The organism is Mucilaginibacter sp. CSA2-8R, from assembly GCF_038806765.1.
In the GTDB taxonomy this organism is placed as follows: domain Bacteria; phylum Bacteroidota; class Bacteroidia; order Sphingobacteriales; family Sphingobacteriaceae; genus Mucilaginibacter.
The window spans coordinates 770,372-792,112 of the sequence record NZ_CP152389.1 but is presented as its reverse complement, the minus strand read 5'-3'; the positions used below and the strand labels follow the sequence as shown (position 1 = coordinate 792,112).

General features: G+C 45.6%; 17 protein-coding genes. 12 read left to right on the top strand and 5 right to left on the bottom strand.

Features of this window, described 5'->3' with window-relative positions; genetic code table 11:
- Positions 1–44: 44 nt before the first annotated feature.
- The 10 genes from ilvD to ilvA all read left to right on the top strand — a co-directional run bounded on the left by ilvD (position 45) and on the right by ilvA (position 11,934).
- Positions 45–1,754 carry a dihydroxy-acid dehydratase gene (gene ilvD / locus AAGR14_RS03415; RefSeq protein WP_342647197.1) on the top strand — a complete coding sequence of 570 codons (1,710 nt, stop codon included), beginning with the start codon at positions 45–47 and terminating at the stop codon, positions 1,752–1,754.
- Between the two features lie 65 nt (positions 1,755–1,819).
- Positions 1,820–3,559 carry a biosynthetic-type acetolactate synthase large subunit gene (ilvB, locus tag AAGR14_RS03410; protein WP_342647196.1) on the top strand — a complete coding sequence of 580 codons (1,740 nt, stop codon included), beginning with the start codon at positions 1,820–1,822 and terminating at the stop codon, positions 3,557–3,559.
- Between the two features lie 9 nt (positions 3,560–3,568).
- Positions 3,569–4,183 (top strand): acetolactate synthase small subunit, encoded by a 615-nt coding sequence (ilvN, locus tag AAGR14_RS03405; RefSeq protein ID WP_342647195.1) that lies wholly within the window; start codon positions 3,569–3,571, stop codon positions 4,181–4,183.
- A gap of 87 nt (positions 4,184–4,270) precedes the next feature.
- On the top strand, positions 4,271–5,329 hold the full coding sequence (ilvC, locus tag AAGR14_RS03400; protein WP_342647194.1) for a ketol-acid reductoisomerase: 1,059 nt from the start codon (positions 4,271–4,273) through the stop codon (positions 5,327–5,329).
- A gap of 100 nt (positions 5,330–5,429) precedes the next feature.
- Positions 5,430–6,848 carry a 3-isopropylmalate dehydratase large subunit gene (gene leuC / locus AAGR14_RS03395; RefSeq protein WP_342647193.1) on the top strand — a complete coding sequence of 473 codons (1,419 nt, stop codon included), beginning with the start codon at positions 5,430–5,432 and terminating at the stop codon, positions 6,846–6,848.
- A gap of 3 nt (positions 6,849–6,851) precedes the next feature.
- A complete protein-coding gene (gene leuD, locus AAGR14_RS03390) occupies positions 6,852–7,439 on the top strand; it encodes a 3-isopropylmalate dehydratase small subunit (RefSeq protein ID WP_342647192.1) in 588 nt (195 codons plus the stop codon).
- A 50-nt stretch (positions 7,440–7,489) separates the two neighbouring features.
- Complete coding sequence (gene leuB, locus AAGR14_RS03385; protein WP_342648725.1) at positions 7,490–8,578, top strand: 3-isopropylmalate dehydrogenase; 1,089 nt, start codon at positions 7,490–7,492, stop codon at positions 8,576–8,578.
- 100 nt (positions 8,579–8,678) lie between these two features.
- Positions 8,679–9,434 (top strand): methyltransferase domain-containing protein, encoded by a 756-nt coding sequence (locus AAGR14_RS03380; protein ID WP_342647191.1) that lies wholly within the window; start codon positions 8,679–8,681, stop codon positions 9,432–9,434.
- 78 nt (positions 9,435–9,512) lie between these two features.
- Positions 9,513–10,679: a 2-isopropylmalate synthase gene (locus AAGR14_RS03375; protein ID WP_342647190.1), complete on the top strand. Its 1,167-nt coding sequence runs from the start codon at positions 9,513–9,515 to the stop codon at positions 10,677–10,679.
- 4 nt (positions 10,680–10,683) lie between these two features.
- Positions 10,684–11,934, top strand: coding sequence for a threonine ammonia-lyase IlvA (gene ilvA, locus AAGR14_RS03370; RefSeq protein WP_342647189.1), 1,251 nt, complete (start codon positions 10,684–10,686; stop codon positions 11,932–11,934).
- Positions 11,935–11,996: 62 nt separating this feature from the next.
- Here ilvA and AAGR14_RS03365 read toward each other — a convergent pair whose 3' ends face one another.
- The 4 genes from AAGR14_RS03365 to AAGR14_RS03350 form a co-directional block, all read right to left on the bottom strand.
- The gene (locus AAGR14_RS03365; protein WP_342647188.1) at positions 11,997–12,998 is read right to left on the bottom strand and encodes an ABC transporter ATP-binding protein; all 1,002 of its coding nucleotides are present in this window, start codon (positions 12,996–12,998) and stop codon (positions 11,997–11,999) included.
- Positions 12,999–13,072: 74 nt separating this feature from the next.
- Entirely contained in the window at positions 13,073–13,942 is an 870-nt protein-coding gene (locus tag AAGR14_RS03360; protein WP_342647187.1) for a PorT family protein, read from the bottom strand.
- Positions 13,943–13,973: 31 nt separating this feature from the next.
- Complete coding sequence (locus AAGR14_RS03355; protein ID WP_342647186.1) at positions 13,974–14,771, bottom strand: hypothetical protein; 798 nt, start codon at positions 14,769–14,771, stop codon at positions 13,974–13,976.
- The gene (locus AAGR14_RS03350; RefSeq protein WP_342647185.1) at positions 14,755–15,324 is read right to left on the bottom strand and encodes an RNA polymerase sigma factor; all 570 of its coding nucleotides are present in this window, start codon (positions 15,322–15,324) and stop codon (positions 14,755–14,757) included. Before AAGR14_RS03350 ends, AAGR14_RS03355 begins: the two co-directional genes overlap by 17 nt.
- 105 nt (positions 15,325–15,429) lie before the next feature.
- On the opposite strand from AAGR14_RS03350, the gene AAGR14_RS03345 reads away from it, so the two are divergent.
- On the top strand, positions 15,430–16,698 hold the full coding sequence (locus AAGR14_RS03345) for an amidohydrolase family protein (RefSeq protein WP_342647184.1): 1,269 nt from the start codon (positions 15,430–15,432) through the stop codon (positions 16,696–16,698).
- A gap of 161 nt (positions 16,699–16,859) precedes the next feature.
- The gene (locus AAGR14_RS03340) at positions 16,860–20,114 is read left to right on the top strand and encodes a S41 family peptidase (protein WP_342647183.1); all 3,255 of its coding nucleotides are present in this window, start codon (positions 16,860–16,862) and stop codon (positions 20,112–20,114) included.
- A gap of 179 nt (positions 20,115–20,293) precedes the next feature.
- Here the strand turns inward: AAGR14_RS03340 and purD are convergent, their stop codons facing one another.
- Positions 20,294–21,568 carry a phosphoribosylamine--glycine ligase gene (gene purD, locus AAGR14_RS03335; protein ID WP_342647182.1) on the bottom strand — a complete coding sequence of 425 codons (1,275 nt, stop codon included), beginning with the start codon at positions 21,566–21,568 and terminating at the stop codon, positions 20,294–20,296.
- Positions 21,569–21,741 lie beyond the last annotated feature (173 nt).

Below are 21,741 nucleotides of genomic sequence, written 5' to 3'. Positions count from 1 at the left end.
AAATAATACAGTGCATTTTTAAATAAACTGAGCTATACAAAACCATGAGTTTGCATAACGAAACCACCGAGGCTGTTGAATTAAACCGCTACAGCAAAACCCTGACATTAGACCCTACACAACCTGCAGCACAAGCCATGTTATATGGCATTGGTTTAACCGATGATGACATGAAAAAAGCACAGGTGGGCATTGCCAGTATGGGTTACGACGGTAACACTTGCAACATGCACCTTAACGATCTGTCGAAAGTAATTAAGCAGGGTATTTGGGATGAAGGATTGGTAGGTTTAATTTTCAACACCATTGGCGTAAGCGATGGTATGAGTAACGGTACCGAAGGTATGCGCTACTCTTTAGTAAGCCGCGATGTAATTGCCGATTCGATAGAAGCGGTTTGCGGCGCTCAGTACTACGACGGATTAATTACCGTACCTGGTTGTGATAAAAACATGCCGGGTTCGTTAATTGCCATGGGACGTTTAAATCGCCCATCCATCATGGTATATGGCGGCACCATAAAACCAGGTCATTATAAAGGAGAAGATTTGAACATCGTTTCGGCATTTGAGGCCTTGGGCAAAAAGATAGCCGGTACCTTAGACGATTTTGATTTTAAAGAAATCATAAAAAATGCTTGCCCAGGTGCAGGTGCCTGCGGTGGTATTTACACCGCTAACACTATGGCTGCTGCTATCGAGGCCTTAGGCATGAGCTTACCTTACTCCTCATCAAACCCGGCTTTAAGTCAGGAAAAGCAAGATGAGTGTAAGGCTGCCGGTAAAGCTATTCTGAAATTACTGGAAAAAGATATTAAACCATCAGACATCATGACCCGCGAAGCATTTGAAAATGCTATCGTAACCATTATGGTGATGGGCGGCTCAACCAATGCCGTTTTACACATGATTGCCATTGCCAAAAGCGTAGGCGTGCCGTTAAGCCAGGATGATTTTCAGGAAGTAAGTAATCGTATTCCGTTACTGGCTGATATGAAGCCAAGCGGCAAGTACATGATGGAAGACCTGCACAAAATTGGAGGTATACCAGCGGTAATGAAATACCTATTAAAATTAGGTTGGTTGCATGGCGATTGCTTAACCGTAACTGGTAAAACAGTGGCTGAAAATCTGGAAGAGATTGCCGACTTAGACTTTGATACTCAAAAAATCATTCTACCGGTTGATAAAGCTATTAAAGCAACCGGCCACTTACAAATATTATACGGCAACCTGGCCACTGGTGGTAGCGTAGCAAAAATTACCGGTAAAGAAGGCGAACGCTTTGAAGGCCCCGCCCGTGTGTTCGACGGTGAGTTTGATTTAATCAAAGGTATACAAACCGGCCGTGTAAAAGCCGGCGATGTAGTGGTCATCCGCAACGTAGGCCCTAAAGGCGCTCCGGGTATGCCCGAAATGTTAAAGCCTACTTCAGCCATATTTGGCGCAGGTTTGGGCAGCTCGGTAGCATTAATTACCGACGGCCGTTTTTCGGGTGGTACTCACGGTTTTGTAGTAGGTCACATTACACCAGAGGCTTTTGATGGAGGCAACCTTGCATTGGTGAAAGACAACGACCCCATCGTACTGGATGCTGTTTCGAACACCATCGACCTTAAAATCAGCGATGAAGAGCTGGCACAACGCCGCAGCGAATGGCAGCAGCCTAAGCCTCCAGTAAGCAAAGGCCTGTTATTTAAATACTTTAAAAGTGTTAAAGACGCCAGCCAAGGCTGCGTTACAGATGAAGAATAACCAATGAAAGGTAACAGCAATAGTTAACTGTTATCACCTAAAATATACCTCATAAAAATTATATTATGGAAGTTGCACAGCAAGAAGTACTAACAGCCCCCGAGCAGCAAACTGCTGTTGAGCTATCAGGCTCGGCCGCATTGTTAGAAGCTCTGATTGTTGAAGGAGTAGATACCATTTTTGGCTATCCGGGTGGTGCTATTATGCCTATTTACGACGCTTTGTATGATTACAAAGAAAAGCTAAACCATATCCTGGTCCGTCACGAGCAGGGAGGCATCCACGCCGGGCAGGGTTATGCCCGTACCTCAGGCAAAGTAGGTGTAGTTTTTGCTACCAGCGGCCCTGGTGCCACTAACTTGGTTACCGGCCTGGCCGATGCGCAGATAGACAGCACACCGTTAGTATGTATTACCGGGCAGGTATTTGCACACTTGCTGGGTACTGATGCCTTCCAGGAAACTGACGTAATTAATATTACTACCCCGGTAACCAAATGGAACTACCAGGTAACTGATGCCAACGAAATCCCCGAGGCAATAGCTAAGGCATTTTACATTGCCCGCACCGGCAGACCAGGCCCCGTACTGATTGATATTACAAAAAACGCCCAGATACAAAAATTTCAGTTTAAAGGTTATACGCCTTGCAACCATATCCGTAGCTACCGGCCAAAGCCTATTGTTCGTCATAAATATATCGAGCAAGCGGCACAGGTAATTAACGAAGCCAAGAAACCATTCATCTTATGGGGACAAGGTGTATTGTTAGGTAACGCCGAGCAGGAGTTTAAAGCTTTTGTAGAAAAAAGCGGCATCCCTGCTGCCTGGACTATTATGGGTGTTGGTGCCATTCCGACCGACCATCCCCAAAACGTAGGCATGCTAGGTATGCATGGCAATTATGGCCCTAACGTGTTAACCAACGAGTGCGATGTACTGATTGCCATCGGTATGCGTTTTGACGACCGTGTAACCGGCCGTTTAGACAAGTATGCTAAACAAGCTAAGGTAATTCACCTTGATATTGACCCGGCTGAAATCGACAAAAACGTACAAACGCATGTGGCCGTTTGGGGCGATTGTAAAGAGACCCTTCCCCTATTAACTAAACACATTGAAGCCAAGCAACATACCGAGTGGTTAGCAAAGTTTAACGATTTTACCCGCAAAGAAAACGAGGCGGTAATTGATGAAGAATTACACCCGAAAGTCGGTGAGATGACCATGGGCGAGGTTATTGAGCAGCTTAACCAATTAACCGGCGGCGATGCCGTAATTGTAACCGACGTAGGCCAGCACCAGATGGTGGGTTGCCGCTATGCCAAATTTAACCAAACCCGCAGCAATGTTACCAGCGGCGGTTTAGGTACCATGGGCTTTGCACTGCCTGCTGCCATAGGTGCCAAATTTGGGGCACAAGACCGTACCGTAGTTGCGGTAATTGGCGACGGTGGTTTCCAAATGACGTTGCAGGAGTTAGGCACCATTATGCAAAGCGGCGTTGATGTAAAGATTTTAATTCTGAATAACCGCTTTTTAGGCATGGTGCGCCAGTGGCAGGAACTGTTTAACGAGCGTCGCTACTCGTTTGTGGACATCCAAAGCCCCGACTTTGTACAGGTGGCTAAAGGCTACGGCATTGCCGGCCAGTGCATCAAAGAGCGCGAAGCACTGCAACCTGCTTTACAAGAGATGTTAAATCATAAAGGCTCTTATTTACTGGAAGTATTTGTAACCAAAGAGAACAACGTGTTCCCGATGGTGCCACAAGGCTGCAGTGTAAGCGAAATCAGACTTAAATAACCCATCACTATGAGTAACGCCAATACATTACCCGAGGGTAAACAAGAATTTAACATCACCGTATATACCGAAAACCAAATAGGTTTACTGAATCGTATTGCTATTATTTTTACCCGCCGTAAAATTAATATCGATAGCCTTAACACCTCTCCTTCAGAAATTGATAGCATTCATCGCTTCAATATTGTGATCACCGAAACGGAGGACGTAGTACGTAAACTGGCCCGGCAAATAGAAAAGCAGGTAGAAGTATTAAAAGTATACTACCATACCAACGCAGACGTAATTTGGCAGGAAATGGCCCTGTATAAAGTACCGGCAGATGTAATAGCCGAAAAGGTTGCCGTAGAACGTTTACTACGCGAAAACGGCGCCCGTGCGGTGGTTATCCGTAAAGACTATGTAGTGTTTGAAACTACTGGTCATCGCGAAGAAACAGACAACCTGATTAAAGTACTGCAACCGTTTGGGCTCATTGAGTTTGTACGTACAGCACGTATTGCTATCATTAAAGACAGCGAAGGCTTTAACCGTAAACTGCGCGAATTTGAACGCAGGGAACCAGGCGAAGATGTGATTGAGAATGAATACCTGAACCAGGGCGACAAGGTATTTACCATGTAAGGACTCTTCTTACCATAACAGATAAAATATTACACATTCAATAGAAGTCGGAAAACTTAAAACCGAAAAGCAAAAACAAATCAAATCATGGCAAAATTAAATTTTGGCGGCACCGAAGAAAACGTAGTAACCCGCGAAGAATTTCCGTTATTAAAAGCACAGGATGTTTTAAAAAATGAAGTAGTAGCGGTTATTGGTTACGGTGTACAAGGTCCGGGCCAGGCGCTTAACCAAAAAGACAATGGCATTAATGTAATTGTTGGTCAGCGTAAAAATTCAAAAACTTGGGATAAAGCAATCAGTGATGGCTTTGTACCCGGCGAAACTTTATTTGAGATTGAAGAAGCTCTTGAAAAAGGAACTATCATTTGCTATTTATTAAGCGACGCTGCCCAAATTGAGCTTTGGCCAACTGTTCAAAAACACTTAACTCCTGGTAAAGCCCTATACTTTTCACATGGTTTCGGTATTACTTTTAATGAGCAAACCGGCATCGTTCCACCAAAAGATGTCGACGTATTTTTGGTAGCTCCTAAAGGTTCGGGTACTTCGCTGCGCCGTATGTTTTTACAAGGCCGCGGCTTAAACTCTAGCTTTGCTATTTTCCAGGATGCTACCGGTAAAGCTTCTGACCGTGTTATTGCCTTGGGTATTGCCGTTGGTAGTGGTTATTTGTTCGAAACCGACTTCAAAAAAGAAGTATTCAGTGATTTAACTGGTGAGCGCGGTACACTGATGGGTTGTATCCAGGGTATTTTTGCTGCCCAATATGATGTATTACGCAGCAAAGGCCATACACCTTCTGAAGCTTTTAACGAAACCGTTGAAGAATTAACTCAATCACTGATGCCATTGGTTGCCGAAAACGGTATGGACTGGATGTATGCCAATTGTTCGACCACTGCACAACGCGGTGCATTAGACTGGTGGAAAAAATTCCGTGATGCTACTAAACCGGTATTTGAAGAATTATACGAAAGCGTTGCTACCGGTAAAGAATCTCAGCGTTCTATCGACAGCAATAGCCAGCCAGATTATCGCGAAAAACTGAACGAAGAGTTGAAAGAATTACGCGAAAGCGAATTATGGCAAGCCGGTAAAACCGTACGCAGCCTGCGCCCTGAAAACCAGGAAGTAGAAGCTTAAATTTGTGGTATCAGGTAGCAAGTAATAAGTATCAATTTTTCTAAAATCTTGATACTTATTACTTGCTAGCTGGTACTTGTTACTTGACACTTAATAAAAAATGGGACAAACACTGTTTGATAAAATATGGGATGCGCACGTGGTGAGCAGCAAGGAAGGTTTCCCGGATATTTTATACATTGATACTCACTTTATACACGAGGTAACCAGCCCTCAGGCCTTTGATGGTTTACGCCAGCGGGGCTTGCCTGTTTTCAGGCCAAAACAAACGGTGGCTACCGCCGACCACAACGTACCTACCTGGGACCAGCATTTGCCCATTAAAGAAGAGCTTTCGCGCTACCAGGTAGATATGCTGACCAAAAACTGCGCTGAGTTTGGGATTGAACTGTATGGTTTAGGCCATCAATACCAAGGCATCGTGCATGTTATTGGTCCGGAGTTGGGTATCACCCGTCCGGGTTGTACTTACGTTTGTGGCGATAGCCATACCTCAACACACGGTGCCTTTGGCGCTATTGCTTTTGGTATTGGCACATCACAGGTGGAACAGGTAATGGCCACGCAGTGCCTGTTGCAACAGCGTCCTAAACGCATGAAAATTGAGGTGAACGGCACCCTGCAAAAAGGTGTAGGTGCTAAAGATATCATCTTATACATCATTTCTAAAATATCAGCTGCAGGCGGTACCGGTTATTTTGTAGAATACGCCGGCGATACCATCCGCTCTCTGAGTATGGAGGGCCGCATGACTATCTGTAACATGAGTATTGAAATGGGCGCTCGGGGCGGCTTGATTGCTCCCGACGAAACTACCATCGAGTATGTTAAAGGCCGCAAGTTTGCCCCCCAGGGCGAAGAATGGGATAAAGCAGTTGCCTATTGGAAAACGCTGTATTCTGACAATGATGCACAATTTGACAGCGAACTGTATTTTGATGCTGCCGACATTGAACCGATGATTACTTACGGCACAAACCCGGGCATGGGTATTGGTATTACACAGCATGTACCCGAAACTGCAAGTTTTGAAGCTAAAGAACAAGGCTCTTATGCAAAGGCTTTAAACTACATGGGGCTGCACGAAGACCAGAGCCTCTTAGGTAAACCTATTGATTATGTATTTATCGGTAGCTGCACCAACTCGCGCATTGAAGACTTAAGGCTGGTAGCTGATTTTATTAAAGGCAAACATAAAGCCGATAATGTAACGGTATGGGTAGTGCCCGGTTCTAAGCAGGTACAGCAACAAGCCATTGCCGAAGGCTTAGACAAAGTATTTGAAGCAGCCGGTTTCCCGTTGCGCGAACCTGGATGCAGTGCTTGTTTAGGCATGAATGAGGATAAAATTCCGGCAGGAAAATATTGTATATCTACCTCTAACCGCAATTTTGAAGGCCGTCAGGGACCAGACTCACGTACTTTCCTGGCCAGTCCCCTATCTGCAGCAGCAGCAGCAATAACTGGGAAAGTAACCGATATCAGAGAATTTCTTCAGGAAGAGGAGTTAGTAGGATAAGCAATGGCAACCAAGATTTTTAAACACTTACAATCATCTATAGTGCCGTTGCCTATAGAAAACATTGATACCGACCAGATTATTCCGGCCAGGTTTTTAAAGGCCACCACGCGTGATGGCTTTGGCAATAACCTATTTCGCGACTGGCGCTTTGATAAAGAGGGCAATCCGAAGGAGGATTTTGTGCTCAATCATCCTACTTACTCCGGCAAAATTTTAGTGGCCGGTAAAAACTTTGGTTGCGGCAGTAGTCGTGAGCATGCCGCCTGGGCCATTGCCGATTATGGCTTTGACGTAGTAGTAAGCAGCTTTTTTGCCGACATATTTAAAGGTAACGCGCTTAACAACGGTTTACTACCAATACAAGTGAGCGACGACTTTTTAAAAAAGCTTTTCGACGCCGTTTATGCTGATGCGCATGCACAGGTAGAGGTTGATCTCGATAATCAATTCATCAAAATAGTCAATACCGGCGAGCAGGAAACTTTTGAAATCAATCCGTACAAAAAAGCCTGTTTAACCAACGGGTATGACGATATTGATTACATCCTGAGTAACAAGCAACTGGTAGAAGAATTCGAAAAAAGATAATTACAGGTTGACAGCTATAATTGGCTTAAAACACCAACACATACATGGGGATCAAAAAAAATATATTAGTCATACCGGGCGATGGCATCGGACCGGAGGTAACTACCTGGGGTCAGGCTGTACTAAAACAAATTGCTGCCGAATTTGGCCATGAGTTTACATTCGACGAAGCACTGATGGGGCACGTAGCTATTGAAGCTACAGGTAACCCATTGCCTGATGAAACACTCGAAAAAGCTAAAGCCAGCGATGCTATTTTATTTGGTGCTGTAGGTCATGCCAAGTATGATAACGACCCGTCGGCTAAAGTACGCCCCGAGCAGGGTTTGTTAAAGATACGTAAGGAACTGGGCCTGTATGCTAACCTGCGCCCTATCGTTTTATTCGACGAGTTACTGGATGCGTCAAGCTTAAAACCCGCTGTGCTGCGCGGTACCGATATCCTGTTTTTCAGGGAGCTAACCGGCGATGTTTATTTTGGCGAAAAAACACGCAGCGAAGACCGCAATACCGCATCCGACCTGATGATTTATCACCGTTACGAAGTAGAACGTATTGCCCGCAAGGCATTCGAAGCCGCACGCGCCCGCAGCAAACGTTTATGTTCGGTAGATAAGGCAAATGTACTTGAATCATCACGCCTATGGCGCGAGGTAGTGCAAGAACTGGCTAAAGAATATACGGATGTAGAAACAGAGCATATGTTTATCGACAATGCGGCCATGCAACTGGTTAAAAACCCTAAAAAGTTTGACGTAGTATTAACTGCCAATCTTTTTGGTGATATTTTAACTGATGAAGCTTCGCAAATAGCTGGCTCTATGGGTATGCTGGCATCAGCATCGGTGGGTGATGGCACCGGATTTTTCGAACCTATTCATGGTTCGGCGCATGATATTGCCGGCCAAAACAAAGCTAATCCACTGGCCTCTATTTTGTCTGTTGCGCTGATGCTCGAAATAAGCTTTGGCCTAAAAGAGGAAGCTAAACGGATAACCAGCGCTATTGACCATGTGTTGAAAGCAGGGTACCGAACTGGCGACATTTCCGACACGCACACCGACGCTGACAAGATTTTAGGTACTGAAGCTATGGGTAAAATGGTACTCCAGTTTTTAGCCAAACCGGCTTTAGGTTAAATTTTTTATACAGGCCATAAAGCTGTATAACAAGACTTAAGGATGATTCATGCTAAATCGATGAATCATCCTTAAGCATTGAAATCAAGATTAAACGCGTATGAAGTGGAACGCAGATTTATATGATGATAAACACAGCTTTGTTTCCCAATTTGGAGCAAGCGTAGTAGAATTATTAAATGTAAAACCAGGCGAGCACATTCTGGATATTGGTTGCGGCACGGGCGACCTAACTCACCAGATACAGCAGTTGGGCGCCGACGTAAGTGGCACCGACTATTCGGCCGAAATGATAGCGCAAGCACGGTTTAAATATCCAACCATCAATTTTGAGGTAGCTGATGCAGCCAGCTTTACTGTAGAGTATCCGTATGATGCTGTTTTTTCGAACGCCGCACTGCATTGGGTACATAACGCAGGCGGTGTAATAAAGTCTGTATATGAAGCGCTGAAGCCAGGCGGCCGCTTTGTGGCCGAAATGGGCGGCAAAGGCAACATCGGCCGGTTGCGAGCAGCTATTAAACAGGTGCTGCAGCAACATGGCTACCACCAGCAGGCCGAAACACAGGTTTGGTATTTCCCGTCGCTCGGCGAGTACAGTAGCCTGTTAGAGCGCCAAGGCTTCAGGGTTACATTTGCCAGTCATTTCGATCGCAAAACACCATTGCAAGACGGCAACCAGGGTGTAGCTAAATGGATTAAAATGTTTGGCGCACAGTATTTCACAGGAGTTTCTGATGCTGTACAACTGCAACTGGTGCAAGAAATCACCGATTTGTTAGAGCCGCATTACAACGAAAACGGGCAGTGGTATGCCGATTATAAAAGATTAAGATTTATAGCTATAAAAGAATAAGCTGATCTCTAAGGCTGGGAAACAGATTACTGATTTAACCGATCTCAGACATCCGAACACAAAATAAAGATAAAACACATGTTACACGATCCAAACCGAGTTTACGTATTTGACACCACCCTGCGTGATGGTGAACAAGTACCGGGCTGCCAGTTAACCACGCCTGAAAAGATTGAGATTGCGCGCGAACTGGAAGCGCTGGGCGTTGACATTATTGAGGCCGGTTTTCCGGCATCAAGTCCGGGCGATTTTCAAAGCGTGGTAGAAATTGCCAAGGCAGTTAAGGCACCTACCGTTTGTGCACTTACCCGTGCACACAAAGGCGATATTGACGCTGCTGCCGAAGCCCTGAAATATGCCAAGAACCCGCGTATACACACCGGTATTGGCTCGTCGGACATGCACATTAAAACCAAGTTTAACAGCACCCGCGAAGAAATTTTGGAGCGCGCTGTTGAAGCGGTTAAATACGCCAAAAAATCAGTTGAAGATATTGAATTTTATGCTGAGGATGCCGGCCGTGCAGATATTGAGTATTTAGCCAAAATGGTAGAGGCAGTTATTGCAGCCGGTGCCACCGTAGTAAACATTCCGGATACTAACGGCTACTGCCTGCCAGACCAGTATGGCAGCAAAATCCGTTTTCTGAAAGAGAATGTAAAAAACATTGATAAAGCCATCATCTCGGTACATTGCCATAACGATTTGGGCTTGGCCACCGCTAACTCGGTAGCCGGTTTACAAAATGGTGCACGCCAGATTGAAGGTACTATTAACGGTATTGGCGAACGTGCAGGTAACACCTCTATTGAAGAGGTAGTGATGATTTTAAAAACACACCAAAGCCTGGGCCTGCACACTAATATCAATACGCAAAGCTTTTACGAGCTGAGCCGCATGATCAGTACCCAAATGCGTATGCCGGTACAACCTAATAAAGCCATTGTAGGCAGTAACGCTTTTGCGCATAGCTCGGGCATACACCAGGATGGTTTTTTGAAAAACCGCGAAAATTACGAGATCATCCGTCCGGAGGATGTGGGTTTCCCGAGCGCCAGCATCGTGCTTACTGCACGTAGCGGTCGCCATGCCCTTAAGTTTCACTTAGACCGCTTAGGACAGCATTTAAACAAAGAAGAATTAGCTGAAGCATATCGCCGCTTTTTAACGCTGGCCGACAGCAAATTAAACATCGACGATAATGACCTGCTTACCTTAGTAGCTCATCGTTTGGTTAAGCAGTAACGATATGGACACTGAAACCCAAAAGCAGCTCCATTTTACTGAAGCTAAAGAACGTTTAAAAGATATAGTAAAACGTACGCCGCTCGAGTTTAACCAAGGCCTGTCAGACAAATACGAGTGCGAGGTTTACTTAAAGCGCGAAGATCTGCAGGTAGTGCGGTCATATAAACTGCGTGGCGCTTATAACATGATTAGCCAGCTTACGGCTGAGCAATTAGCCAAAGGCGTGGTTTGTGCCAGTGCCGGTAACCATGCGCAAGGTGTAGCCTTTTCGTGCCGCAGGATGGGCATCAAGGGTGTTATTTTTATGCCCGAAATTACCCCTAAGCAAAAGGTAAAACAAACGCAAATGTTCGGTAATGGCAATATAGAAATTGTTTTAACCGGCGACACGTTTGATGACTGTTTGCAGGCGGCGCTGTCTTATACCGAAGCGCACCAGATGATCTTTGTTCCACCTTTTGATGATTACCGCATAATAGAAGGACAAGGTACCGTAGGCCTCGAAATACTGGAAGACCTGCCCGATACACAAGTTGTAATTATGCCGGTAGGCGGTGGCGGCCTGGCAGCAGGCACAGGTAGTTATTTAAAGCAAACCAACCCCGATATCAAGCTTATTGGTGTGGAGCCTGACGGCGCACCATCCATGGTAGAAGCTATTCGCCGCGGGCAGCCTTATACCCTATCGCAAATAAACCGTTTTGTAGATGGGGCAGCTGTTAAGCGTGTTGGCCAGTTCACCTACCAGATATGCAGCGAGGTATTAGACGAAATGCTTTCGGTACCCGAAGGCAAAGTATGTACTACCATCCTGAAGCTTTATAACGAAGATGCCATTGTAGTTGAGCCAGCAGGGGCACTATCTGTAGCCGTACTCGATTTATGTAAAGAGCATATCAAAGGCAAAAAGATAGTTTGCGTTGTTAGCGGCGGCAACAACGATATCGACCGTATGGGCGAAATCAAGGAGCAATCGCTGTTATACGAAGGCCTTAAGCATTATTTCATCGTTCGTTTCCCGCAACGCCCAGGTGCATTAAAGTTGTTTGTAAATAACGTATTGGGTCCGTACGATGATATTACCCGGTTTGAGTTTATCAAAAAAACCGAACGCGAGCGGGGCCCTGCCCTCGTTGGCATCGAATTAAAATCAGCGGATGACTATCCGGCATTGTTACAACGCATGGAAGAACATCGTTTTGATGTTATCGAGGTTAACCGCGACCAGACGCTGTTTGAGTACTTAGTATAAAATCCACAAAAAAGGGATAAACACAATAGCTGAGTTTATCCCTTTTTTATTGGTAACTTTTGTTAATAAGCGAGGTATTTCTTCACTTTAATTGCTATGCGGCTCCCCTCCTCAAAAGCCCCCAGGTTAAAGTTAACAAAGTGTACGCGGGTGCCGGCATTTACTACGTGCACTTCCTCATAGGCCCCTTTAAATAGTATTTCTTCAACAGTCCACTCACTGCCATTTGCCTTTTCGGCCACCGGCTTTATCCATTCCGGGTAAATCACAACCTGTTTTTCGTATGCGTTGATATGAAGCCGTCGTGCGTCATCATCGGTCAATACATTACTGTGAGATAGTAGCAATGCGGTGTATAGATTTTTTGGATGGTTATATACATCCTTAGGCGCCCCCATCTCAAGCACTTGGCCACTTTTAATAACCACCAGTTCATCCGCCATTGATAATACCTCTGCCGGGTCGTGCGATACAATGATAACGGTAAGTCCGGTTTCTTTAACCACGCGGCGAATGTCCTGCTGCAACCCGTCCCTAAAAGTAGTATCTACCTGGTTAAAAGGTTCATCTAACAGTAACACTTCAGGCTGGGTAATCAGCGCCCTGGCAATGGCCACGCGCTGCTTCTCGCCGCCGCTTAATTCAGATACGCGCTTTTCGGCCAGGTGCAGCATATTTAGCTGGCGTAGCAGCTTTTCGGTTTGTTCCTGCTTGGCCTGCAAATTAGTATTGGGCATCAGGATAGCCACATTGTCCCAAACCTTGGCAAACAGGTTTAAGTCGTCAGTATGCTGCGTAACCATCTTCATGCGGTCATGACCAGGAATCAGCTTTTCATCCGGTCCCCAAACGCGCTCGCCTTTAAATTCTACAAGCCCGGCATCTAGCGTAAGCAAACCAAACAGCAAACGCAGCAGCGTGCTTTTACCACTGCCACTCTCGCCTATAATGGCGGTAATTTTGCCTTGCTGTATACTAATATCAATTGATTTTACGCCCGATTGAAGTTTGCCAGGATATACCTTGCTCACATCGGTCGCTTTAAAAAAAGCCGGATTTACCATGCCGCAAAGATATACAAATGCAACAAAGGCCGCCTTAACAGGCAGCCCTTACAAAATTATAAGCTGTAAAGATTTTAAAACCCAAACATAAACCCGAACGAGAAGTTACGCAAACCATCTTGAGCAGGGGTATCAAACATATCGTTAAAGTAGTATTTAGCATATATACCCCATGAGCCGTAACCTACCCGGCCGGTTAAACCATAACGCAACTTGGTAAAATGGTAATCGTTGTTAAACTTCTGTTTGCCGTTTTCGTCGCTGATTTGTTTAACCCGGCCGTTATACAAAATACCAATCATGGGGCCGCCGGCTAGATGGAAACGCTTGCCTTCATTGTTTACATGGCTTCTCCAGTCAAACGTTAACGGGATACGGAAATAGCTGGAAGTGAACCGGTTTTTACTGTAATCAATGTTATCGCGGGTGTAAGTAAGGGTTGGCTGATCTTGCTGTATGGTGATATTCTCCCTCAAGCGAAAATGAGTCCAGTCAAAACCACCCGATACATAAATACGGAATGAGCTGTTAAAACGGTAACCTGCCTGCACAATGTCAAAACCAACGTTACTGCTTTTCCATGACCGGTAACGCAAAAAATTATTCTTCGGAGACAGATTGAAGCTGCCATTATCAATCAGGGTGGCTAAACCTAAATCAAAACGAGAGAAGGTTAAACCCCATGAAAAACCAGGCTCTTTAGATACTCTTTTTACGGTATCGCGGCGGTTTACTGATACCGAACTAACATCATCGCCTTGGCCAAATTTAAATTTAAATCCTTTGCGTTTCGTTTTAAGTGTATCAGTCTGCGTTCTGATGGTATCACCCTTATCGGTAACGGTAGTAGTGGTGGTTACTTTGGTAGTAGTGGTAGTTACCGTTTGCGCAAACACACCAGTGGCGGCTGCACACAATATGGCAGTATAAATTAAGCGTTTCATGTGAGTGTTTATTTGAATAGTGTTGAATAAATTATTTTTCCTTTTTTACTTTAAATAAGCCCAGGTTAATGCCGGTAATATTGGCCTGGTCATCATCTGTTTCGGTAAACTCAATAATCTTATCTTCGCGTTTGTCTACCTTGGCAATCACAACATTAATCAGTCCGCCTAAGGTATGAATGCCGCGTTTCTTTTTCCGTTCAGGCTGGCGGTCTATCATAGCCTCAGAAGTTTTCACAAACTCGGGCTGAATAACGTTTTCGGCCGTGGCTGTTAACCTTTGATTATTTAAGTTCATGTCGGGTACTACGGCCTGGTTTTCGGGCTGGTTAACTACCGCCGCTAACACAGGCTGATTTATCGTATTGATTACCGGAGCATTTTCCTGAACGAGTACAGATTGAGTAAGCACTTGTTTTCCCGATGCGGCTGTGTTATTTAGCTGGCGGACGTTTTTACGCTCTACGTGGGCTATTTTATTTACAACGATGCGCCTATTTCCGGTAGCTTCAGCAAACTGTTCCATTACATCAGGAGTAACTGTTTTAATGTTATTTTCTGCAGGTTGATTTTTAATAACTACTTGCTTTCTGTTTGCAGCTACCTGGTTTTGCTGGTTTTCAATCGGCTTGTTAGTTAAAAACCACGCAGCAGCACTTAATAATAATACCGTAGTGGCGGCAATGCTCCAAACCGGTGATAATTTACGTTTTTTAGAGCCGTGCAACTCGGCAGAAATATTATTCCAAACACGGGCAGAAGGCTCAGCCTCCAAGTTACCCAGCTTAGTGCGGAACAAGTCGTCAAAATCTTTATCCTGCATATTCATATTGCTTACCCTCCAGTTGTTCAATTTTTTGTTTTAAAATAGTACGCGCCCTTGATAGCTGCGATTTAGACGCCCCCTCGGTAATACCGGCCATATCGGCAATTTCGCGGTGCGAGTAACCTTCAATAGCATACAGGTTAAAAACCATGCGGTAACCTGCTGGTAGCTGGTTTATCAGACTCAATAAATCTTTAGCCTCCAGGCTTGATGCCGCAAGTGCGTTTACCGGCTGCTCAAAACCACTTTCTTCAATATCCATTTGCACCATTTTATGATGCTTGCGGTAATATTCTATCGAGGCGTGTACCATAATTCGTCTTACCCATCCTTCAAAACTTCCGTCGCCGCGGTAATCGTTTATTTTTTGAAAAACCTTTATAAAGCCATTTTGCAACATATCTTCTGCCTCCATCTTGTCGGTAGCGTAACGCAGGCAAACCGCCATCATTTTTGCAGCAAACTGTTTGTACAACAGTTCCTGTGCTTTACGGTCGGCTGTTTTACACCTTGCAATCAGGTCTTCGGTTGAATATTTGTGTTTTAGAAACAGCATTTGATAGGTAGATGACAGATATTGCGAAAAGGTTGCACGGCTTATTTAAATTTTTTAAAAATATTTATAAAATCCCGGCCAGCCACTTTTTTATCTTTAAACACGATGAAAAACTTCGTTCGGATTTGCTTACTGCTATTATGTATTACCTGCAGTTTGCGGGCACAAACCAATAAACGGGATTATACTTTATTTAAACCCGACCGGGTATTCGATGGGCGGGAAATGCATACTGGGTGGTGGGTACTGGTGCATGGAAATCAAATTGAAGCCGCAGGCCCGTCTGCACAAATCAAAGCACCACCGCAAGCCGAGGTAAAAGTATTAAGTGGTATGACCTTAATGCCAGGCATGATTGAGGGTCACTCCCACCTGTTTCTGCATCCTTACAACGAAACCAGTTGGAACGACCAGGTGTTGACCGAAAGCCGCGCCGAGCGCACTGCCCGGGCAGTAAACCACGCCCGCGAAACTTTGCTGCATGGCTTTACTACTACGCGCGAGTTAGGCACCGAGGGCGCAGGGTATGACGACGTAGGGTTAAAGGCAGCCATTGATAAAGGCGTAATTACTGGCCCGCGTATATTGACTGCCACCCGCGCTATTGTAGCTACCGGAAGTTACGGCCCCAAAAGTACCGTGGCCGAAACTGTTTTGCCACAGGGAGCCGAAGAAGCTGACGGAACTGAAGGCCTGACCCGCGCTATACGCTCGCAGATTGGCCACGGTGCAGATGTAATAAAGTTATATGCCGATTACCGCTGGGGATTTAATAACAAGGCTGCTCCTACGTTTACACTCGAAGAACTGAAACTGGCGGTACAGGTAGCCGGCAGCAGCGGGCGCACCGTAGCCGTACATTCCGGCACGGTCGAAGGTATGCGGCGGGCTACACTGGCCGGAGTAACTACCATTGAGCATGGTGATGACGGTACACCAGAGATATTTAAGCTGATGAAAGAGCACAATGTAGCTCTGTGCCCTACCCTTGCTGCAGGCGAGGCCACCAGTATGTACCGCGGCTGGAAAAAAGGTACAGACCCGGAGCCCGAGCGCATCAAACGCAAACACATCTCATTTACCCAGGCGCTTAAAGCCGGCGTTACTATTTGCTTTGGCGGCGATGTGGGCGTTTTCCCTCACGGGGATAATGCCCGCGAACTGTTGCTCATGGTAGAGTATGGCATGAAACCTATGGATGCCCTCCGCTCGGCTACCTCAATAAACGCCGAAGTGTTCAGACTACCTCAGTTAGGGCAAATCAAATCCGGTTACCTGGCCGATTTGGTAGCTGTTGAAGGCAATCCTGCTGAAGATATTAAAGCGGTAAAACAGGTAAATATGGTGATGAAAGATGGGGTGATAGTTAAATAGCTAATTCACAGGGCAAGTTGAATTTACCCCTTATTGATGCCCAAAATCAGCTAAAATACCTCACTTGTTTTAACATCGCGACTATAAAACAATAACCCGAATTCACAATTTCTGTGCTTTTGGTTAACTTTAATGCCATGATTGATTAACTCTTTTGTGGCATGAAAAAACTATTACTCTTTTTAACTGCGTTCATCTTCATTCAAAACACCGGCTTTGCTCAGCAACACCTGCTTTGGATGCAACAGCCTGCGCTATCGCCCGATGGGAAATGGATAGCTTTTGAATATAAAGGCAATTTATTTAAAGTAGCGGCCAGTGGCGGCACCGCTGTACCTCTCACTATTAACAGCGCTTACAACGGCTACCCCATTTGGAGCCACGATAGTAAAACGATTGCTTTTGCCTCCGACCGTTATGGCAACTTTGATGTATATGTAATGCCGGCCGATGGCGGTCAGGCCACCCGACTCACGTTTGCGTCAGACAAGGACCTGCCGCTCGATTTTTCGGCCGATAATCAAAAGGTCTACTTTGGCAGCGACCGTCATGATATCTATTCGTCGGTACGTTTTCCGGGCAATGCCTACTTTCAAAAAATGTATGTGGTGCCTGTAAAAGGTGGCCGCAGCGTAATGTATAATTCGGCAGGTACCGAGTATGTGCATTTTAACAAAAACGGCGATAAATTTATTTTTCAGGACCGCAAAGGCTACGAAGACCCCTGGCGCAAGCACCATACTTCGGCCGTTACCCGCGATATATGGGTATATGATGTACCCAAAAAAGCCTATACTAAAGTATCCGATTATGTGGGTGAAGATCGCGAACCGGTTTGGGGTAACGGCGATAACTTTTACTACCTGAGCGAGCGCAAAGGCAATCAAAATCTTTACCGCGCCTCGCTGACAGACGTAAGCAACCCGGTACAGCTAACCACCTTTACCAAAGACCCTGTACGCAATCTGTCCCGGTCTGACGATGGCACTTTGGCATTTACCCAATGCGGCGAGTTGTACATCATGAAAGATGGCCAGCAGCCAGCTAAAATAAATATTGCGCTGAGTGCCGACTTTAATGGCGACCAGGTACAAAACATGCCGGTTAGAGGCGATGCTACCGAAATTGCGGTATCGCCTAATGGCAAAGAGGTAGCTTTGGTTTACCGGGGCGAAATTTTTGTGACCTCGGCTGATGGTAATATTACCAAACGAATCACCAATACCCCTTACCAGGAACGCATGGTGCAGTTTAGCCCAGATGGCCGCTCGCTGCTATATTCGGTCGAAAACGCCAAATCGTGGGATATTTATAAAACCACACTGGCCAGCCGCACGGAGCCGTATTTTTTTGCAGCTACTACCCTTACTACCGAGCCGGTAATTAACACCGATAAAGAAGAGTTTCAGGGTGTATACTCGCCCGATGGTAAAAAGGTTGCTTACCTGGAAGAGCGTAATATGGTTAAGGTTTTTGACTTGGCTACTAAAAAAACAACAACCGTATTACCAGCCGGCATAAATTTCTCTTATTCCGATGGTGACCAATATTTTTCCTGGTCGCCTGATAGCCGTTACCTGCTTTTACAATCAGAAGAGGGCGGCTACGGCCGCAGCGAGATTGCTTTGGTTAAGGCGGATGGTACCGGTCAGCGTATCAATTTAACCGAAAGCGGATTTGATGATGGACGCCCAAAATGGGGATTGAATGGCAAAATGATGTACTGGCAGTCGGATAAGTTAGGTATGAAAAACTTATCGCGTGGTTCGCAGACCGACGTTTACGCCATGTTTTTTGACCAGACGGCTTGGGACCGCTTCCGTTTGAGCAAAGAGGACCTGGATATCCGTAAGCAGGAAGAAAAACGTGACTCACTGAGTAAAACAACCACGCCTAAAACCAAAAGTACCCCGGCCAATGCCAAAACGCCGGCAGGTGTGGCGCCTTACGAGTTTATGCCCAACTTTAAAAACCTGACCGACCGCACCGTACGTTTAACCATGGGTTCAACCGACATTGCCGACCAGGAGATGTCTAAAGATGGCGAAAAGCTCTTTTATCTGGCCAAATATGATAAAGGGTACGATTTATGGCAAAACATACCGCGTACCAAAGAAACCAAAGTATTGGCAGCGCTTAATGCACCAGGCGGCTCCTTAGAATTAACACCTGATGGTAAAAGCCTTTTTGTGCTGGCCGGCGGCAACGTGATGAAGGTGAATGTTGACGACGGTAAAATTACGCCGGTAAAAATCAGCAGCACTATGGATTTAGATGCTACTGCCGAGCGGACCTATGTGTTTGACCACGCCTGGAAACAGGTAGGCAAAAAATTCTTTGATCCTAAACTACAGGGCGTAGATTGGAATTACTACCATAACACTTACGCTAAGTTTTTGCCGCACATCAATAACAACTACGATTTTCAGGTATTGCTGAGCGAGTTTTTGGGTGAATTAAACGGCTCGCATACCGGCGGCCGCTACTCGCCCCAGTTCCCTAATGCCGACGAAACGGCCGCTTTGGGTTTACTGTACGACCAAACTAAAGCCGGCAATGGGCTGGTAGTTGAAGACATTATTACCGGTGGCCCATTTGATGTGGCCCGTACCAAAATGAAAAAAGGCTACGTAATTGACCAGATTGATGGCGAAGCCATTACTGATAATGCCGACTGGGCTAAGCTGCTTAACCACAAAGCAGACAAATACACGCTGATCAGCTTTCACGACCCTAAGAACGGCACTAAGTACGAGGAGAATATTAAACCTGTAAAACCCGCATTTGAGCGTAGCGTGCTATTGTATAACCGCTGGGTAAGAGTGATGGAACATTTAACCGATAGCCTGTCAAAGGGACAGGTAGGTTATGTACACGTACAGGGCATGAATGATCCAAGCTACCGCGTTACTTTTGATAAAGTGCTGGGCCGTAACTATGGCAAAAAAGCTTTAATTGTAGATACCCGTTTTAACGGTGGTGGCTGGCTGCACGATGATTTAGTAACCTTTTTAGGCGGCAAAAGATACCTGGACCTGCGCCCGCAAGGCCACCCGACCGAAGGCGGCGAATCTTTAAATAAATGGAATAAGCCAAGCTGCGTTTTAATGAGCGAAGGCAACTACTCAGATGCCTTCATTTTCCCGTGGGCTTATAAAACCCTGAAATTAGGCAAATTGGTGGGTATGCCGGTAGCTGGCACCGGTACCGCCGTTTGGTGGGAACGCCAGATAGACGGCACTCTGGTATTCGGCATCCCTATGGTATCAACCTGGGGAATCGGCGACAACCACCCTACCGAAAACTACCAGGTAGAACCCGATATTAAAGTACTGAACACTTACAACAAAGTGCTTAAAGGTGAAGACGAACAACTGGAAGCAGCCGTAAAAGAAATGCTGCAAACGGTAAAGTAACACCCCCCAAAGGGTAGGGCTTTAAAAAGAAAATGTCATCTTGAGCGATAGCGAAAGGTCTTGTTTCAACTGATTAGGTTGGAGTAGCAAGATCCCTCACTATCGTTCGGGATGACATTTTTTGTGTACTGTTATTTTCTTTTCAAAGCTCTACCCCTTGGGGAGGGTTGGTTGGGGTGTTATATCAAATCAAACCCGATATCTTTTCTGAAATATTTACCGTCGTAATAGATACGGCTGGCATCTAAGGTTGCTTGTTGCAGGGCAGTAAACATATTATCCTGTAACGAGGTGATGGCCAGCACACGGCCTCCGGTGGTAATCACGTCATCACCTTCCAGGCTTGTACCGGCATGAAATGCAATAGAACCGCGTACGTTATCTAACCCGCTTATCACTTTATCTTTTAAATATTCGCCAGGGTAACCACCAGCTACACAAACTACGGTAGCTGCTACTTTGGGCGATATCGTGAATTGCTTTTCAATCAGGTTACCTTCTGCAACGCCCATCAACAAATCCAGTAAGTCAGATTCAATTCGTGGCAGCACACTTTCGGTTTCGGGGTCGCCCATGCGGCAGTTGTATTCAATCACCTGAGGCTCGCCATCGCAATTCATCAAACCAATAAAAATAAAGCCCTTATAAGGGATACCCTCTTGTTTTAAACCTTCAACGGTAGGAATGACTACCTGATGCTCTACCTTTTGCATAAAAGCTTCATCGGCAAACGGCACCGGCGATACTGAGCCCATGCCGCCGGTATTTAAACCGGTATCACCCTCTCCTATCCGTTTGTAGTCTTTAGCTTCGGGCAATATTTTGTAGCTATTACCATCCGTTAACACAAAAACCGAGAGTTCGATGCCTTGCAGAAATTGCTCTACTACTACTTTGGAGCTAGCTTCGCCAAATTTAGCTTCGGTAAGCATTTCTACCAATTCCTGCTGGGCCTCCTGCAGGCTCATGCAAATTAAAACGCCTTTCCCAGCAGCTAATCCGTCAGCTTTAAGTACTACAGGTAAGCCTTGGGTTGCTAAATACGATAAACCATCCTGTAAGGTGTCGCGGGTAAAAGTGCGCGAAGCTGCCGTAGGTATGTTATGACGCTGCATAAACTGCTTTGAAAAATCCTTGCTGCCTTCTAACTGCGCCGCCTCTTGTTGCGGACCAATTACCGGTACCCCTTTTAATTGTTCGTCATTCAAAAAGAAATCATGAATGCCTTTTACCAACGGTTCTTCAGGGCCAACCAGCACTAGGTTAATCTGGTTTTCGATTACGAAGACTTTAATACCTTCAAAGTCGGTCACTTTTAAGTTTACATTGGTTCCGTACAGGCCGGTGCCCGCATTACCGGGTGCAATAAAAAGCTTTTCGCATTGGGGGCTCTGGCTTAGTTTCCAGGCAAAAGCGCTTTCGCGCCCTCCTGAGCCAATCAACAGGATTTTCATGACGGTAAAGATAGGGTTTTGAAGAAAGAACCAAGAGCTAAGAATCAAGAACCAGGATATAAATATGTACCGGCTTATTATGACAAAGTCTTGGTTCTTAGCTCTTGGTTCTTGGCTCTATGCCCAAAAATCTCTACCTTTACCTGCCATAATGGCTTTTGAAGCCTATTGGC

Coding starts and splice junctions, on each gene's coding strand:
- ilvD (WP_342647197.1), top strand. CDS start 45: ATGAGTTTGCATAACGAAACCACCGAGGCTGTTGAATTAAACCGCTAC.
- ilvB (WP_342647196.1), top strand. CDS start 1,820: ATGGAAGTTGCACAGCAAGAAGTACTAACAGCCCCCGAGCAGCAAACT.
- ilvN (WP_342647195.1), top strand. CDS start 3,569: ATGAGTAACGCCAATACATTACCCGAGGGTAAACAAGAATTTAACATC.
- ilvC (WP_342647194.1), top strand. CDS start 4,271: ATGGCAAAATTAAATTTTGGCGGCACCGAAGAAAACGTAGTAACCCGC.
- leuC (WP_342647193.1), top strand. CDS start 5,430: ATGGGACAAACACTGTTTGATAAAATATGGGATGCGCACGTGGTGAGC.
- leuD (WP_342647192.1), top strand. CDS start 6,852: ATGGCAACCAAGATTTTTAAACACTTACAATCATCTATAGTGCCGTTG.
- AAGR14_RS03380 (WP_342647191.1), top strand. CDS start 8,679: ATGAAGTGGAACGCAGATTTATATGATGATAAACACAGCTTTGTTTCC.
- AAGR14_RS03375 (WP_342647190.1), top strand. CDS start 9,513: ATGTTACACGATCCAAACCGAGTTTACGTATTTGACACCACCCTGCGT.
- ilvA (WP_342647189.1), top strand. CDS start 10,684: ATGGACACTGAAACCCAAAAGCAGCTCCATTTTACTGAAGCTAAAGAA.
- AAGR14_RS03365 (WP_342647188.1), bottom strand. CDS start 12,998: ATGGTAAATCCGGCTTTTTTTAAAGCGACCGATGTGAGCAAGGTATAT.
- AAGR14_RS03360 (WP_342647187.1), bottom strand. CDS start 13,942: ATGAAACGCTTAATTTATACTGCCATATTGTGTGCAGCCGCCACTGGT.
- AAGR14_RS03355 (WP_342647186.1), bottom strand. CDS start 14,771: ATGAATATGCAGGATAAAGATTTTGACGACTTGTTCCGCACTAAGCTG.
- AAGR14_RS03350 (WP_342647185.1), bottom strand. CDS start 15,324: ATGCTGTTTCTAAAACACAAATATTCAACCGAAGACCTGATTGCAAGG.
- AAGR14_RS03345 (WP_342647184.1), top strand. CDS start 15,430: ATGAAAAACTTCGTTCGGATTTGCTTACTGCTATTATGTATTACCTGC.
- AAGR14_RS03340 (WP_342647183.1), top strand. CDS start 16,860: ATGAAAAAACTATTACTCTTTTTAACTGCGTTCATCTTCATTCAAAAC.
- purD (WP_342647182.1), bottom strand. CDS start 21,568: ATGAAAATCCTGTTGATTGGCTCAGGAGGGCGCGAAAGCGCTTTTGCC.